Consider the following 16,200-nt stretch of genomic DNA (forward strand, 5'->3'; position numbering starts at 1 on the left):
TGGCGTGAACGTGCCGGCCAGTGCAGCGCCTCAAGTCCCGCCCCAGAACGAGGCCGGGGCCCCGGACACCTCGCGCCCGCAGACCCGGCCCCAGAGCAGCCGTGGCGCCGACACCCGCGCCCTCACCCAGGTGCTCTTCGGCCAGCTCAAGAACCTGGAGCCGGGCACGCCCGAGCACCACCGCGTGCGCGGGGCGCTGATCGAGGCCAACCTGCCGCTCGTGCGCTACGCCGCCGCCCGCTTCCGCTCCCGCAACGAACCGATGGAGGACGTCGTCCAGGTCGGCACGATCGGCCTGATCAACGCCATCGACCGCTTCGACCCCGACCGTGGCGTGCAGTTCCCCACCTTCGCGATGCCGACCGTCGTCGGCGAGATCAAGCGCTACTTCCGCGACAACGTCCGCACCGTCCACGTCCCGCGCCGCCTCCACGAACTGTGGGTCCAGGTCAACGGCGCCACCGAGGACCTCACCACCGCCCACGGCCGCTCGCCGACCACCGCCGAGATCGCCGAACGCCTCAAGATCGGCGAGGACGAGGTGCTGGCCTGCATCGAGGCCGGCCGCTCCTACCACGCCACCTCGCTCGAGGCCGCCCAGGAAGGCGACGGACTGCCCGGCCTGCTCGACCGGCTCGGCTACGAGGACCCGGCGCTCGCCGGCGTCGAACACCGCGATCTCGTACGGCATCTGCTCGTCCAGCTCCCGGAGCGCGAGCAGCGCATCCTGATGCTGCGTTACTACAGCAATCTGACCCAGTCTCAGATCAGCCAGGAACTCGGGGTCTCGCAGATGCACGTGTCAAGGCTCCTCGCCCGGAGCTTCGCCCGATTGAGATCCGCAAATCGGATCGAGGCGTAACCGGAACGGGTAGACCGTTTCGGAGCAGTTTTTCGGCACCCCAAATGCCGCACACCCCTTGTTTCCTGCGGAAATTCGCCGCCAAAGTGTCGACATGTCACTACAGCGTGTTGCCGACATGTGACATTCTGCAGAAACCGCGTTTGCCGCAGCCCCGCCTCCGGTATTCAGGTGGAGGCTGCGTTCCTCAGATGGTCGTGGCCGCCACGACCATCCGCGACCTCAAGGGGGTGGCATGTCCGCAGAACAGGGCAGCTCGAAGGTGCTGACGCTCACGCCCATGCCCACGCAGACGACGGCGCCGTCCGCCGCCGTGCGCGCCGACGCCGGCGCGCACGGCACGGTGACGGCCACGGCCACCGCCCCGGTCACGGACCCGGCGGCCACGACGACGGCCGAGCAGGACGAGACGCTCGTCGCCACGCCGCCGGCCGTCACGCCCGAGGCCATCGACACCCGCACCCTCTCCCGCTCCCTGTTCCTCCGGCTGCGCGCCCTGGACGAGGAGGGCGCCGCCGCGGACAGCCCCGAGCGCACCTACGTCCGCGACACCCTCATCGAGCTCAACCTCCCGCTCGTGCGCTACGCGGCGGCCCGCTTCCGCTCCCGCAACGAGCCGATGGAGGACATCGTCCAGGTCGGCACCATCGGCCTGATCAAGGCGATCGACCGCTTCGACTGCGAACGGGGCGTGGAGTTCCCGACGTTCGCCATGCCGACCGTCGTCGGCGAGATCAAGCGCTTCTTCCGCGACACGTCGTGGTCGGTGCGCGTGCCGCGCCGCCTCCAGGAGCTGCGCCTCGCCCTCACCAAGGCCAGCGACGAACTCGCCCAGAAGCTCGACCGCTCGCCGACCGTGCCCGAACTCGCCGTGGTGCTCGGGGTGTCGGAGGAGGACGTGGTCGACGGCCTCGCCGTCGGCAACGCGTACACCGCCTCCTCGCTCGACTCGCCCTCGCCCGAGGACGACGGCGGCGAGGGCTCGCTCGCCGACCGCTTGGGCTACGAGGACGCGGCCCTGGAAGGCGTCGAGTACCGCGAGTCGCTCAAGCCGCTGCTCGCCAAACTCCCGCCCCGGGAGCGGCAGATCATCATGCTCCGCTTCTTCGCGAACATGACCCAGTCGCAGATCGGCGAGGAGGTCGGCATCTCGCAGATGCACGTCTCCCGGCTCCTGACGCGGACGCTGGCGCAGCTGCGCGAGGGCCTGATCGCGGACTGAATCCGGTGATTTCGCTTCCTAGCTGACGGCTCGTCAGACACACTGGCGAGCATGTGGCGAAGGAAGCGGCCGGGACTCGTGGTGGTCGCGCTCTGCCTCGGCGGAGCGCTGACCGCGTGCGGCGCGGGCGGCGACAGCGACGGATACGCGGCGGTCGGCGCCGGCTCCACGCCGAAGGGCGCGGTGCCGCCGTCCGGATCGGTGACGCTGGTCCCGCTGGACCCCGCGCACTCCGGCGACCCGGCGGGTCCGGGCCGCACCTCGAGCACGTCCCGTCCGTCACCGGGGCCGCCCGGTGCGCCACGGGAGGCGACCGCGCCGCCACCGGTGTCCTCGCCGGACACCGAGCCGGGCACCCGGCCGGGGACCGGGCCAGGGACGCCGGCCACGGCCGGACCGGGAAAGCCGGCGACGACCGCACCACCGACAGCACCGTCACCCGCCCCGGGCCCGGGCACGGGCACGAAACCGCCGGCCTCGCCCTCGGCCCCGCCACCGGCTTCGCCGCCGCCCGCGCGCCCGGCCGCCCTCACCCTCTCCGCGCCCGTGCTCACCGACACCGACAAGCGCTGGTGCGAGAACGTCACCGTCACCTTCCGCAACACCGGTGGCACGGCCGCCCGTTCGGGCACGGTCGAGTTCGCCACGCACGTGATCGGGGCGCTGGGCCTCGACTGGGCGACCGTACGGACCAGTCAGCCGCTCCCGGCGCCCCTCGCCGCCGGAACGGCGCGGACCCACACGTACACGGTCTGCGTGGACTCCTGGCGGGTGCCGCTCGGCATGCACGTCGACACCCGGCAGGTCACGGCCTCATGGCAGTGAGCAGCAGGCCGGCGAACTCCTCCGGATGCTCGACGCAGCCCACGTGCCCGCCGGGGAACGCGACGACCGGGGCGCCGGTCAACTCGGCGAGCCGCCGCGCCGGCCCCACCAGCGCCACCTGATCGTCCCCGGTCTCCCGCCCGACGCCCAGCACCAGCTTGCCGGCGGCGGCGCGCAGCCCGTCGAGATCGGGAGCGGAGGAGGAGAAGGAGCACAGGACGTGCTCCAGGAAGACCGGCATGTTGGCGGCCATGCGGGAGGCCATCGGCCGGACGGAGGCCGGGAGTTCGCCGCTGTGTCCCTCCGGCTTCCGCACCTCCGGCTTCCGGCCGTCCGGCGTCTCGGAGAACCGGGCCATCGCGGGCCCGAGGCCCTGCGTACGGAGCAGCTCGCGCACCTCGGCGAAATGGGCGCGGTACGGGGCAGGGTCGGCGAGCAGGCCGAGCAGCGGCGGCTCGTGGGCGACGAGCCGGCGCACCCGGTCCGGGCGGGCGGCGAGCAGCGCGAGCGCGACGATGCCGCCGGAGCTGCCGCCGAAGACGGCGGCGGGCTCGTCCGGCGAGACCGCGTCCAGGACGGCGAGGGCGTCCGCGGCCCAGTCCTCGACCCGCTGCTCGGCCGGCGGCCCGTCGAGCGGGCTGCGCGACAGGCCGCGCTGGTCGTACGAGACCACCGTGTGCCCGGCGGCCGCGAGCCGGTCCGCCATCCCTTCGTACATTCCCGCGTCCCCGGCGCCGCCCGGAACGAGCAGCAGAACGGGTCCGCTGCCGCGGACCTCGTAGCGGAGCGTCGCTCCGGGGACCTTCACCGTGCCGGTGCCGACCGTCATTCCTTGCTCCCCCAGTTCTCCAGAAGGTGGTGCAGCGCGTCGAGCGAACGCGCCCAGGACGCGGCGACGGGCCGCGAGTGCGCGAAGCCGCCGCTCAGTTCGAGGTGGATGTAGCCGTGGAAGGTGCTGCGGAGCAGCCGCCCGGCGTCGGTGAGGTCCGGTTCGGCCAGGCCGTAGCCGCGGAGCATGCCGTACGTGAGCTCGACGGCCCGCACGAGGACGGCGGTGTCGGTGATCTCGTCCGCGTCGATGCGCTGCTGGGTGGCGGCGTAGCGGCCGGGATGGGCGAGCGCGTAGTCGCGGTAGGCGTCGGCGAAGGCGACGAGCGCGTCCTTGCCGGACCGGCCGGCCACGGCGGCGCCGATGGCGTCGTTCATCTCGCCGGAGGCGAGGAGCGCGAGCCGGACGCGCAGGTCGCGGAGGTTCCTGATGTGCGAGTAGAGGCTCGCGTCCTTCACGCCGAAGCGACGGGCGAGCGCCGAGACGGTGACCTTCTCGTAGCCGTCCTCGTCGGCCAGCTCGGCGGCGGCCCGTACGAGCCGCTCGACGGTGATCCCGGCACGCACCATGCCCGCGCTCCCCTTTCCTAGCCTTCCTAGGTATCAACCTAGCATCCCTAGGAAGGGGTTGCGCGGGCCCGTACTGCACGGCACGGCCGGTGAAGCGTCACGCCGCCAGGGCGAGGACGGCGACCGCCGGAGCCATGTAGATCAGCGGGAACGGGGCGTGGGCGTAGGCGCGGGCGTGGACCACGGTGATGACGGCGCCGGTGAAGTAGAGGACCAGGCCGATCGCGGCGGCGATGCCGATCGCCGGGACCGCGTAGCCGACCAGGAGGCCGATCGCGCCGGCCAGCTTGGCGGCGCCGAGCAGGTTCCAGATGCGGCGCGGAACGCCGTACTCGGCGAGCGGCTCGACCACGAACTTCGCGCGGACGAAGACCGACACACCCGAGAAACCGGCCATGAAGGCGGCGACGGCGGTGACGATGACGGCGGTGGTGGACATCTCGGGCTCCTCGCTCGAACGGCGGCGAGCGCTTCTCGCTCGCTTCATGGCACTGACACCGCGCGCGCCGCACGTGTGACGGCCCGAGGAACTTTTTTGGTGCCCGTCTCTCGACCGGGCGGGTGGGGGCGGGGGTGGAGGTGTGGTGCTGGGGGCGGGAGTTGTGGGTGTGCTTCTGGTGCGGCCGCCCTCTTTTCCGAGAGTCGTGCCTTCCGGCGCCGCGTCAAGGGCGCTCCCTTCGGTCGCGTCGCTGCGCGATGGCCTGCGGCCACCCTTGACCCGTCACCTCCAGACACGTGAAAACTCTCGGAGGGCGGCCGGGGGGCGGGGCCGGCGGACCTCGTCCTGCGCGCTCCCGCCGGACGCGGGCTGCGGGCCGGTCGGTGGTGCGCGACAGTGGAATGGGGTGCCCCATCCCGGCTCAGCGACTGCTGGCTGTTGTGGGGCTGGGGCTCATGCCCCGCTGGTCACTCCCGGTACCAAGGAGGACATCGCGGCCCCGCCCACGGGTCGGATCGCCTCTGGAGTCACAGGAGTTGTCTCCCGTCCCACGCGGGGTGGGGATGTGTCACTTAGCACCGAGGCGGCGGGTCTGAGGCCGCTGCGGAAGGGACGGGCCGCCTCAGTCGTCACACGAGGGCGCTCCCGTCCCCGCGCGGGGCAAAGTCGCCCCGCGCGGGCCCGAGGCCGCCTCAGTCGTCACACCCGTGCACTCCCGTCCCACCCCGGGCCGGGATGCGTCACTTAGCACCGCACACCGCACCCCAGCCCTCTCCCCACCCACCGGGAGTGACCAGCGGGGCATGAGTCCCGGCCCCACGGCGGCGGTCAGCCGCTAAGGCAGGATTGGGCACCCCACTCCACGACCGCGCACCACCCACCGGCCCGCGGCCCGGCTCGCGGCCCCGGGCACTACCCGGCCCCCGCCGGCCCCGCCCCCCGGCCGCCCTCCGAGTGGGAAAAGGCACCCGGAGACGGCCCGTCAAGGGTGAAGCGCAGCGACATCGCGAAGCGACGCGACCGAAGGGAGCGCCCTTGACGGGACGACGGAGGGGGCCACACTCGGAAACAGGGCGGCCGCACCAGAAGCACACCCGAAACTCCCGCCCCCAGCACCCGCCCAGCCCAGCCCCATCCCGCCCCCCCCATCACCCCCTACGCCGGCTCCCCGAAGCCCTCCATCAGCAGCTTCGCCGTCCGCTCCGCGCCGTCCGTGCGGATCGTGGCCGCCACCTCCTGCGCCCTGGCCCGGGTCTCCGGCGCCAGGGCCGTCGCCAGGGCGGCCGAGAGGGACTCGTAGGTCGGGACGGGGCCGTCGTGGGCCGCGCCGATGCCGAGGGCGGCGACGCGGCCGGCCCAGTACGGCTGGTCCACGAGCTGCGGGACGACCACCTGGGGCGCGCCGGCGCGGGCGGCCGTCGTGGTGGTGCCGGCGCCGCCGTGGTGGACGACGGCGGCGACCCTGCGGAAGAGGAGCTGGTGGTTCGCCTCGCCCACCGCCATGCAGTCGTCCCGCCCGTCGATCAGGCCCAGGTCGGCCCAGCCCCGCGAGACGAGCACGCGCCGGCCCTGGGCCCGTACCGCCTCGATCGCCACCTGGGCCGTGTCACCCGAGCCGTTCATCGACATGCTGCCGAAGCCCACGTACACCGGCGGCTCGCCGGCCCGCAGGAACTCCTCCAGGGCGGCCGGGAGCGGGCGCTCGTCGGGCACGATCCAGGCGTCGGTCGGCAGCACGTCGAGGTCGGCCGGCCGCTGCCACGGGCCGAGGACCGTGTCCGCGGCGAGGAGCGGGCGGGCGGTGATCGCGTACGGGCGGACGTCGGCCACCGGCGGCAGGCCGAGCCGGGTCCGGAGGGCGGCGAGCCCGGGGCCGTAGACGGCGTTGCCGTTCTCGACGTCCAGGTCCCACAGGATCCGGTTGTCGGTGACGCCCTCGGGAAGGGGCCGGCCGGGCAGCGGGTACGGCGGGTGGTGCGGCGAGGGCAGCATCCCGGAGAAGAAGGTGACGTACGCGTAGCGCAGGCCCAGCTGCTCGGCCGCCGTCCGCGACCCGGTCACGGCCGGGAACAGGCCCGTCGCCACGACGACGTCGGCTCCCTCGGCCGCCTCGGCCACCGCCTCGTACTGCGCCGCGGCCAGCGCGGTCACCCGCTCGGTCATGGCCTCCGGCGATCCCGGCTTCGCCGTGGCCACCAGCGCGCGCACCGAGAGGCGGACCGGCACCATCTCCACCCCGACGCCGGCCAGCCGGTCGGCGAACTCCTCGTCCTCGGGCGCGCACACCCGCACCTCGGCGCCGAGCTTGCGCAGCTCGACCGCCAGAGCGGCCAGCGGCTCGACGTCCCCACGCGATCCGTAAGACGACAACACCACGCGCATATCGGTGGCTCCCCCTCGAGTTGATCTTCCGATGTCTCCGGTGATCTTCCTCCAACGGCCGCCGGTCCTGCGCCTTTCCCCCCGAAGAGGAGCCCAGCCAAGCGAAGAGGGCGGCCGGGCCGAGGTCCATGAGAGACGTCGGTCCCGGCCGCCCTCTACCAGGCGCGGTCGCGGTCAGGCGCGGTCGCGGTCAGGCGCGGTCGCGGTCAGGCGCGCGTCGCGGTCAGGCGCGCGTCGCGGTCACGCCAGTGCCAGCCAGGCCACTCCCGCCAGGACCGCGATGACGGCGATCACGCCGACGATCAGGCCGACGCGCGGGCCGGAGGAGGAGGGAGCGGCGGTCTGCGGCTGCCGCTGCGGGGTGCCCTCGTCGACGAAGGCGCGGAACATCTGGGTGCTGCCGGCGGGGTCGTAGGAGCCCTCGGGGGCCTGTCCGCCCTGGCCGTACGGTGCTTGGGGGTTGTGTGCCATGGTTCGGACCCTAGCGAAGTCGGCCTTCCGGCCCCAAGCCCCGGTCATCTCCCCTGCCCTGGACCTGCACGTTCTCTCCGCGCACGGCCCTCGCTGCCTCCCTTTGCCGATTCTTTAGCGCGCTTTGACCGATTTAGTTTGCCTGAAGCAACCATCCATCTCTATGGTTGCCCTAAGCAACAAGATGGGAAGCTCGATGGAGACGCTGAACCGGTACGAGGAGCTCGCCCGGGCGGTGAGCGCCATCGGCGCCGTGAAGCGCGGTGTCGCCCGTGTGCTGCCCGCCCACTGCCAGGGCGGCGCAGCGGCCGTGCTCACCCTCGTCAAGCACCACGGCGACATGCGGACGAGCCGGCTGGCCGAACTGATGGCCGTCGACATGTCCGTGTGCAGCCGCCATGTGGCCCACACCGTGGAGCACGGCTGGATCGAGCGGCTGCCCGACCCGGACGACAAGCGCTCCCGGATCCTGCGGCTCACCACCGACGGCTACGCGATGCTCGACGAACTCGACCGCCGGGTCACCGAGGCCTTCACCCGCCACCTCGCCGACTGGTCCGACCAGGACGTCGCCCTGCTCACCGCCCTGCTCGGCCGCCTCCGCGACTCCTTCGGGGACTGCCGGGCCCACCACGCCTGATCGGACACCCGATCGCGCGCCTGAACGCCCGCCTGATCGCACGCCGATCGCCCGCTTGATCGCCCGCCTGACCGAAGCAGACTTCACGCAAAGGAAATTCATGGCTACCACCGCACCTGCCACGGGTGCTCGGGAAGGCAGCACCGACACCTCCGGTGCGCCGATGACGCACCGGCAGATCATGGAAGCGCTGTCCGGGCTCCTGCTCGGCATGTTCGTCGCCATCCTGTCCTCGACGATCGTCTCCAACGCCCTCCCGCAGATCATCACCGACCTCGGCGGCGGCCAGTCCGCCTACACCTGGGTCGTCACCGCCGCCCTCCTGTCGATGACGGCCACCACGCCGCTCTGGGGCAAGCTCGCCGACCTCTTCTCCAAGAAGCTGCTCGTCCAGATAGCCCTGATCATCTACGTCGCGGGCTCGGTCGTCGCCGGTCTCTCGCAGAACCCCGGCATGCTCATCGCCTGCCGCGTCGTCCAGGGCATCGGCGTCGGCGGTCTGACCGCCCTCTCCCAGATCATCCTGGCCGCCATGATCGCCCCGCGCGAGCGCGGCCGCTACAGCGGCTACCTCGGCGCCACCTTCGCCGTCGCCACCGTCGGCGGCCCGCTGCTCGGCGGCGTCATCACCGACACCGACTGGCTCGGCTGGCGCTGGTGCTTCTACGTCGGCGTGCCCTTCGCGATCATCGCGCTGCTCGTGCTGCAGAAGACCCTGAAGCTCCCCGTCGTGAAGCGCGAGGTCAAGGTCGACTGGGCCGGCGCCTTCTTCATCAGCGCCGCCGTCTCCCTGCTCCTCATCTGGGTCACCTTCGCCGGTGACAAGTACGACTGGATGTCGTGGCAGACCCTCGCCATGGTGGGCGGCGCCGTCGCCCTCGGCGCGCTCTTCCTCGTGATCGAGTCCCGGGCCGCCGAACCGATCATCCCGCTGCGCCTGTTCCGCAACCGCACGATCACGCTCGCCTCGACGGCCTCGCTGTTCGTGGGTGTCGCGATGTTCGCCGGCACGGTCTTCTTCAGCCAGTACTTCCAGCTGGCCCGCAACGAGTCGCCGACGATGTCCGGCGTCCTCACCATCCCGATGATCGGCGGCCTGTTCGTCTCCTCGACGGTCTCCGGCATGGTCATCACCAAGACCGGCCGCTGGAAGGCCTGGCTGATCAGCGGCGGCGCCCTCGCCACCGGCGGCCTCGGTCTGCTCGGCACCATCCGTTACGACACGGAGTACTGGCACATCGCGATCTTCATGGCGGTCCTCGGCCTCGGCCTCGGCATGATGATGCAGAACCTGGTCCTGTGCACCCAGAACCAGGTCGCGCCCTCCGACCTCGGCGCCGCCTCCTCCGTCGTCACCTTCTTCCGCTCGCTGGGCGGTGCGATCGGTGTCTCGGCGCTCGGCGCGGTCATGGCCCACCGGGTCACCGACTACGTCAAGGACGGCCTGGCCGAGCTCGGCCCGAAGGCCGCGGCGGCCATGGGCCAGGGCGGCGGCGGTGGCATCCCCGACATGGACAAGCTGCCCGCCCCGATCCGTACGGTCATGGAGAGCGCGTACGGGCACGGCGTCGGCGACGTCTTCCTCTACTCGGCGCCGTTCGCGCTGCTGGCCTTCCTGGTGACGCTGTTCATCAAGGAGGTCGCGCTGAAGAGCCACACCGCCGAGAAGGCGACGGCGGACCACGCCGGAAAGGCCGACAAGGCGACCGCCGAGAAGGCCACGGCGGACAAGGCCGGACAGGTCGGCAAGGCCGGCGAGTAAAAAACTCCCGGCCGCGCTTCGAGCGGAGGCGCGGCCGGGTGAGGTACGGAGCGGCGGGCAGGGGACGGCCCGCCGCTTCGTCATTCCTCCTGCGCTTGCGTACGGCTGCGCTCGACCATCACCTCGATGCCGGCGATCAGCACGTCGATCGCGTACTCGAAGTCCCGGTCCCAGATCTCGGTGACGCTGCCGTGCGAGGCCCGCTCGTCGAGGATCTCCACCATCGGTTCCATCGCCTCGAGGAACTGCGGGTCGTCGCGGAAGGCCTTCATCGACTCGCCGTAGAAGTCGTCCTGCGACATGCCGGCCTCCGCCGCGCGCCGCTGGAACTGCGACTCGATCGTTCCGTAGCCGTACACGAACTGGAAGACGGCCGACATCGCGCTGGGCTGGCGCTCCAGCGGCAGGCCGGTGTCCCTGATCGCCTCCTGGATCTTGGTGCCGACGGCGATCGCGTTCGGACCGATGTTCAGGTACTGGCCCGCGCTCGGCGACATCCACGCGTGGCGCACCAGCATCCGGCGGTAGTCCAGGGCGATCACCCGGATCCGGTCCCGCCAGCCCTCGGCGGCGTCGACCGCGGCCAGGTCGATCTCGGCGTAGCAGGTGTCGACGGCGTACTCGATGATGTCGTCCTTGGTGTCCACGTACCAGTACAGGGACATCGCGGTGACGTTCAGCTCGGTCGCGAGCTTGCGCATCGACAGCTTGGCCAGGCCTTCCTCGTCCAGGATCCGGATCGAGGCGGCCACGATCCGGTCCCGGTCGAGCCCGGCCGGGCCGCCGCCGCTGCGGGCGGCCCGGTTCTCCAGCCAGACGCTGGAACGCGCCGGGTTCTTGGCCCTGTCCGCTGCCTTGACCATCGCGTTCCTCCGTCTGTCAGTGGTCCGTGACCATGCTAGGCAGCCATCGCGGGCTGCTTCGCCCGCTCCTCCGCCCGCTCGGCCCGCTTGAGCAGGGCCGCGGCGAGCAGACCGCCGGCGAAGACGGCGACCGCGCCGACCAGCTGGCTGGTCTGCAGGCCGGAGGCGAAGGCGTCGGAGATCTGCTGCCGCTCGGCGTCGCCGCCCGCGGCCGCGAGGGCGGCCGGGAGCGAGGTCGCGGTCACGGCGACGAGCGCGGCGAAGCGGGCGTTGAGCACGGCACCGAGGACGGCGACGCCCAGGCCGTTGCCGAACTCGGCGAGGGTGCCGTTGATGCCGGCGCCCACGCCCGCCTTCTCCGGCGGGATGGCGCTCATCACCGCGTTGGCCATGGCCGGCGAGGACACGGCGATGCCGACGCCCATGAGGACGAGGCCGAGCAGCATGCCCCAGTAGCTGCCGTCCGTGCCGCCGCCGAGCAGCGAGATCGAGGTGAGGCCGGCGGCGACCAGCGTCATGCCGAGGACGACGGTGGGCGGCGTACCGAGCTTCATGACGATCTTCGGTCCGACACCGGTCAGGTTGAGGCCGACGATCGTCAGGGCGAGCGGCGCCATCCGCAGACCGGCTTCGAGCGGCTCGTAACCGAGGACGAACTGCAGGTGCTGGGTGAGCAGGAAGAGCGAGCCGCCCATGCCGAAGACGACCAGGATCGAGCCGCCGATGGCGCCGATGAACTTCTGGTTCCGGAAGAAGTGCATGTCGAGCATCGGGTACGGGGTGCGCAGCTCCCACAGCGCAAAGGCACCGAGGCCGAGGACACCGACGGCGGCCGGGACCAGGACCTGCGCGGAGAGCCAGCCGTGCCCGGGGCCGCTGATGATCGCGTAGACGACGGCGGTCATGCCGATGGTGGAGAGCAGCGCGCCCAGCAGGTCGGGCCGCTCGCCCTGCGGGTTCTTGGACTCGGGGACCAGCTTGAGGACGGCGACCAGGCCGATGACGGCGACCGGGATGTTGATCAGGAAGATCATTCCCCACCAGAAGTGGTCGAGGATCACGCCGCCGATCAGCGGGCCGCCGGCGAAGCCGAGCGAGGCGACCGTGGACCAGAGCGCGATGGCCTTGACCCGCTCGGAGTCGTCGAAGATCTGCATGACGACGGCGAGGGTCGTGGTCATCAGGAGCGCGCCGCCGACGCCCATGCCGGCGCGGGCGGCGATCAGCTGGCCGGTGGACCCGGCGAGTCCGGCGGTGAGCGAGCCGAGGCCGAAGAGCGCGAGGCCGAGGGCGAGGAGCTTCTTGCGGCCGTAGCGGTCGGCGGCGTTGCCCGCGGTGAGGAGCAGACCGGACTGGACGAGCGAATAGGCGTTGATCATCCACTGGATGTCGCTGGTGGACGCGTGGAGTTCGGTGGTCAGCGACGGGATGGCGACGCTGAGCACGGTGTTGTCGAGCAGCACGGTGAGCTGGGCCAGGCAGATGACGCCGAGGATCAGCCAGCGCTGCGGGTGGCCGCCGGTGGCGGCCGGTTCGTTCGCGGCGGTCGACGCCGTCATGGCAACTCCTTATACGGTGTACGAGGCTCAAGGACTCGTACACCGTATAGGAACCCTCGTACGCTGTATAGGGATTATTTCTTCCGGGTCAGGTCGTAGAAGGTGGCGCCGTCCACCGTGGACTTCTCGAAGGTGGCCTCGACCCACGAGGTGATCGCGCTGCCGCCGCCCGTGCCGCCACCGCCCATACCGCCGCCGCCCATGCCGCCGGAGGCGATGAAGTAGTGGATCCTGCCCTCGGCGACGTACTGCTGGAACTGCGCGAGGGTCGGCGACGGGTCGCTGCCGTTGAAGCCGCCGATCGCCATGACCGGCTTCTCGGTGGCGAGCTGATAGCTGGCCGCGTTCTGGGCGCCGACGGTCGCGGCGGCCCAGGTGTAGTCGTCGGCGCCGGCGAGCAGCTTGGCCTTGGCGGCGCTACGGACGTTCGCGCCGTTGAGCAGACCGCCGACCGTGCCGGGCCGCACGCCCTCCGGAAGCCGCGCGCCACCGCCGGGGGCCTGGCCACCCTGCCCCTGGCCACCCTGCCCCTGCCCGCCGGGAGCCTGGCCACCGGGAGCCTGACCGGGAGCCCGGCCCTGACCGCCGGGACCGGCGGGACCGGCGGGACCGTTGGCGCCGCCGGGACCGCCCTGGCCGGCCGGTGCCTGGCCCTGCCCGGCCGGGCCCGGCCCGTACAGGACGAACATCGGCATGCCGCCACCGCGCATGCCCGGGCCGCGGCCGCCCGTCGCCGCGCCCGCCGCGCCCGCCGGGCCCGCCGTCACGATCGAGCCCTGGTGCCCGTCGGCCAGCGTCGCCAGCGTGTACGCGAAGGGGCCGGCCAGGCTCGCCGCGAGGCCGAGACCCGCCGCCGCGAGGCCGACGCGCCGGCCGAGGCGTCCCGCGAGGAACAGCGCCACCGCGGCCGCGCCGCCCGCGACGAGCACCGCCCACCGCAGCCACGGCTGCCAGTCCGGCGTACGGCCGAGCAGCACCCAGCCCCACACCGCCGTCCCGCCCGCCACCAGCGCCAGGGCGGCCGAGGCGGGCAGCCGGCCCCGCTCCTCCCACAGCACCGCCGCGCCCATGCCGACGAGGGCCGCGAGATACGGAGCCATCGCCACCGTGTAGTACTCGTGGAAGATGCCGGCCATGAAGCTGAAGACGGCCGTCGTCATCAGCAGCGCACCGCCCCACATCAGGAACGCCGCCCGCGCCGTGTCCGTACGCGACGCCCGCCAGGTCACCACCAGGCCCGCGACCAGCAGGATCAGCGCGGCCGGCAGCAGCCAGGAGATCTGGCCGCCGACCTGGTCGTTGAACATCCGGCCGAGGCCCGTCTCGCCCCAGCCGCCGCCACCACGGCCACCGCCGCCCGGCCCGCCCGGTCCGCCCGCGAACTCGGCGCCCGGCGGCAGCTCCAGGCCGCCCGGACCACCGCGACCGCCGCGGCCTCCGCCGCCGACGCTGCCGACCTCGTCGCCGTTGAGCCGGCCCAGCCCGTTGTAGCCGAAGGTGAGCTCCAGGAAGCTGTTGTTCTGCGAGCCGCCGACGTACGGGCGGGAGGACGCGGGCCACAGTTCGACCAGGGCCACCCACCAGCCCGCCGACACCAGCAGCGCGAGCCCGCCCAGGCCGAGCCGGCCGAGCCGCCGCCCGATGCCGCCCGGCGCGCACACCACGTACACGAGCGCGAGCACCGGCAGGATCAGGAAGGCCTGCAGCGTCTTGGCGAGGAAGGCGAAGCCCAGCGCCACGCCCGCCCACACCAGCCACCGCGCCGCCCCGCCGTCCAGCTCCACGGCGCGCAGGACGCAGTAGACGGCGACCGTCGTCAGCAGCGCGAGCAGCGCGTCCGGGTTGTTGAAGCGGAACATCAGCGCGGCGACCGGGGTGAGCGCGAGCACCGCGCCCGCGATCAGACCGGCGCCCGCGCCGAAGCGGCGGCGGACGGCCGCGTACAGGACGGCGACCGTCGCCACGCCCATCAGCACCTCGGGCACCAGGATCTGCCAGGAGCCCAGGCCGAAGAGCCGCACCGACAGGGCCATCGGCCACAGCGCGGCCGGCGGCTTGTCGACGGTGATGGCGTTCGCCGCGTCGAGCGAGCCGAAGAAGAAGGCCTTCCAGCTCTCGCTGCCGGCCTGGACGGCGGCGGAGTAGAAGGAGTTGGCGTAGCCGCCGGCGCTCAGGTTCCAGAGATAGAGCACGGCGGTGGCGAGCAGCAGGCCGTAGAGGGCGGGCCGCACCCAGGGCGCGTCCTCGGGGCGACCGCGCCACAGCCGCCGCGGCAGGGTCGGGGGCGGGCTCGGGGTTGGGGTCGGGGCCGAGGCCGGGGTCGGGGCCGGGGTCGGAGCCGGGGTCGGGGAGGTCATCGTGTGGAGGTCCTTGTACGGGAGGCGCGCTCCGGGAAGACCCAGAGGCGGAAGAGGAGGAAGCGCACGACGGTCGCGGCGAGGTTGGCCACGACGAGCACGGCGAGCTCGGTGGAGTGGGCCAGTCCGGTCGAGTGGCCCGGATCGCCCGTCGCCGCCCCGAGCGCGGCGAGCGAGCCGCTGGTCAGGGCCAGGCCGATGCCGAAGACGACGAGCCCCTGCGCCTGGTGGCGGGCGGCCCGGTCGCGTCCTCGTACGCCGAAGGTGAGCCGGCGGTTCGCGGCCGTGTTGGCGACGGCCGAGACCAGCAGGGCGGCGGCGTTGGCGAGTTGAGGGCCGGCGCCGAGCCGGAAGAGGGAGTAGAGGGCCAGATAGAAGAGGGTGGACAGGGCCCCGACGACGCAGAAGCCGACCAGCTGGCGGGCGAGACCGCCCGGCACGCCGCTCAGTTCGCGGTCCCGGGGGTCGTCGCCGAACGGCCGGGCCAGCCGGTCCAGCGGCAGCGACCCGGTCGCGAGCGCCCGCCCCACCCGCCACACGCCCTTCAGGTCGTCGGTGGCGGTGCGCACGATGTGCACGCTCGAGTCCGGGTCGTCGACCCAGTCGACCGGCACCTCGTGGATGCGCAGCCCGGCCCGTTCGGCCAGCACCAGCATCTCGGTGTCGAAGAACCAGCCCGTGTCCTCGACCATCGGCAGCAGCCGCTCGGCGACCTCACGCCGTATCGCCTTGAAGCCGCACTGCGCGTCCGAGAAGCGGGCGGCGAGCGAGCCGCGCAGGATCAGGTTGTAGGCGCGGGAGACGAACTCCCGCTTGGGGCCGCGCACCACCCGCGAGGAGCGGGCGAGACGGGAGCCGATCGCCAGGTCGGAGTGACCGGAGATGAGCGGCGCGACGAGCGGCAGCAGCGCGTTGAGGTCGGTGGACAGATCCACGTCCATGTACGCGAGGACCGGCGCCTCCGACGCCGACCACACCGCCCGCAGCGCCCGGCCGCGGCCCTTCTCGTCGAGCCGTACGGAACGGACGGTGCCGGGCAGCCGGCCGGCGAGGTCACGGGCCACCTGCGGAGTGGAGTCGGTGGAGGCGTTGTCGGCGACGGTGATGCGGAAGTCGTACGGGAAGGTGCGGTGGAGGTGCTCGTGGAGCCGCAGGACGCACGGCTCCAGGTCCTTCTCCTCGTTGTGGACGGGGATCACGACGTCGAGGACGGGCCGGCCGGCCGCGCCCACGGGAAGGTGCTCCCGGGCGGGAAGGGTTTCGGCGGACACTGTCGTTTGCATGCCCCCGACCCTCGCCGGGCCCGCTGTCACGGCCGTGTGCCGAGCCTGTGGCGGGGCTGTGAGTCGACCGGTCAGCTGTGAGTCCGCGCGTCCGCCGGCGAGCCGACCGGGCCGACCGGGCCGACCGGGCCGACCGG

The 16,200-nt window shown here is 72.6% G+C and carries 14 protein-coding genes; 5 read left to right on the plus strand and 9 right to left on the minus strand.

Going from position 1 to position 16,200, the window contains the following annotated elements; all coding sequences use genetic code 11:
- Nucleotides 1-10 precede the first annotated feature (10 nt).
- The 3 genes from ACIGO8_RS13640 to ACIGO8_RS13650 all read left to right on the plus strand — a co-directional run bounded on the left by ACIGO8_RS13640 (nt 11) and on the right by ACIGO8_RS13650 (nt 2,909).
- On the plus strand, nt 11-862 hold the full coding sequence (locus ACIGO8_RS13640; RefSeq protein WP_399728740.1) for an RNA polymerase sigma factor SigF: 852 nt from the start codon (nt 11-13) through the stop codon (nt 860-862).
- A gap of 235 nt (nt 863-1,097) precedes the next feature.
- Nucleotides 1,098-2,084, plus strand: coding sequence for an RNA polymerase sigma factor SigF (locus ACIGO8_RS13645; protein ID WP_399728742.1), 987 nt, complete (start codon nt 1,098-1,100; stop codon nt 2,082-2,084).
- A gap of 51 nt (nt 2,085-2,135) precedes the next feature.
- A complete protein-coding gene (locus ACIGO8_RS13650) occupies nt 2,136-2,909 on the plus strand; it encodes a hypothetical protein (RefSeq protein WP_399728745.1) in 774 nt (257 codons plus the stop codon).
- Here ACIGO8_RS13650 and ACIGO8_RS13655 read toward each other — a convergent pair.
- The 5 genes from ACIGO8_RS13655 to ACIGO8_RS13675 all read right to left on the minus strand — a co-directional run bounded on the left by ACIGO8_RS13655 (nt 2,890) and on the right by ACIGO8_RS13675 (nt 7,599).
- A complete protein-coding gene (locus ACIGO8_RS13655; RefSeq protein WP_399728748.1) occupies nt 2,890-3,738 on the minus strand; it encodes an alpha/beta fold hydrolase in 849 nt (282 codons plus the stop codon). The genes ACIGO8_RS13650 and ACIGO8_RS13655 overlap by 20 nt on opposite strands.
- Nucleotides 3,735-4,307 (minus strand): TetR/AcrR family transcriptional regulator, encoded by a 573-nt coding sequence (locus ACIGO8_RS13660; protein WP_399728750.1) that lies wholly within the window; start codon nt 4,305-4,307, stop codon nt 3,735-3,737. The genes ACIGO8_RS13655 and ACIGO8_RS13660 overlap by 4 nt, the downstream gene beginning before the upstream one ends.
- Nucleotides 4,308-4,404: 97 nt before the next feature.
- Nucleotides 4,405-4,746, minus strand: a complete 342-nt coding sequence (locus tag ACIGO8_RS13665) for a DoxX family protein (RefSeq protein ID WP_399728753.1) — start codon at nt 4,744-4,746, stop codon at nt 4,405-4,407.
- Between the two features lie 1,155 nt (nt 4,747-5,901).
- A complete protein-coding gene (locus tag ACIGO8_RS13670) occupies nt 5,902-7,128 on the minus strand; it encodes a glycosyltransferase (RefSeq protein WP_399728755.1) in 1,227 nt (408 codons plus the stop codon).
- A gap of 240 nt (nt 7,129-7,368) precedes the next feature.
- The gene (locus tag ACIGO8_RS13675) at nt 7,369-7,599 is read right to left on the minus strand and encodes a hypothetical protein (RefSeq protein ID WP_399728757.1); all 231 of its coding nucleotides are present in this window, start codon (nt 7,597-7,599) and stop codon (nt 7,369-7,371) included.
- A gap of 196 nt (nt 7,600-7,795) precedes the next feature.
- On the opposite strand from ACIGO8_RS13675, the gene ACIGO8_RS13680 reads away from it, so the two are divergent.
- Both ACIGO8_RS13680 and ACIGO8_RS13685 read left to right on the plus strand, forming a co-directional pair.
- Entirely contained in the window at nt 7,796-8,239 is a 444-nt protein-coding gene (locus ACIGO8_RS13680) for a MarR family winged helix-turn-helix transcriptional regulator (protein WP_399728760.1), read from the plus strand.
- Nucleotides 8,240-8,339: 100 nt separating this feature from the next.
- Nucleotides 8,340-10,001, plus strand: a complete 1,662-nt coding sequence (locus tag ACIGO8_RS13685) for an MDR family MFS transporter (RefSeq protein WP_399728763.1) — start codon at nt 8,340-8,342, stop codon at nt 9,999-10,001.
- 80 nt (nt 10,002-10,081) lie between these two features.
- Here the strand turns inward: ACIGO8_RS13685 and ACIGO8_RS13690 are convergent, their stop codons facing one another.
- The 4 genes from ACIGO8_RS13690 to ACIGO8_RS13705 form a co-directional block, all read right to left on the minus strand.
- Nucleotides 10,082-10,864: a TetR/AcrR family transcriptional regulator gene (locus ACIGO8_RS13690; protein WP_399728766.1), complete on the minus strand. Its 783-nt coding sequence runs from the start codon at nt 10,862-10,864 to the stop codon at nt 10,082-10,084.
- Nucleotides 10,865-10,899: 35 nt separating this feature from the next.
- Complete coding sequence (locus ACIGO8_RS13695) at nt 10,900-12,423, minus strand: MFS transporter (RefSeq protein ID WP_399728769.1); 1,524 nt, start codon at nt 12,421-12,423, stop codon at nt 10,900-10,902.
- A 74-nt stretch (nt 12,424-12,497) separates the two neighbouring features.
- Complete coding sequence (locus tag ACIGO8_RS13700; protein WP_399728772.1) at nt 12,498-14,780, minus strand: ArnT family glycosyltransferase; 2,283 nt, start codon at nt 14,778-14,780, stop codon at nt 12,498-12,500.
- On the minus strand, nt 14,777-16,063 hold the full coding sequence (locus ACIGO8_RS13705) for a glycosyltransferase (RefSeq protein ID WP_399728775.1): 1,287 nt from the start codon (nt 16,061-16,063) through the stop codon (nt 14,777-14,779). Before ACIGO8_RS13705 ends, ACIGO8_RS13700 begins: the two co-directional genes overlap by 4 nt.
- Nucleotides 16,064-16,200: the final 137 nt, after the last annotated feature.

The sequence above is a fragment of the Streptomyces sp. NPDC053493 genome, from assembly GCF_044544825.1.
GTDB lineage: Bacteria > Actinomycetota > Actinomycetes > Streptomycetales > Streptomycetaceae > Streptomyces.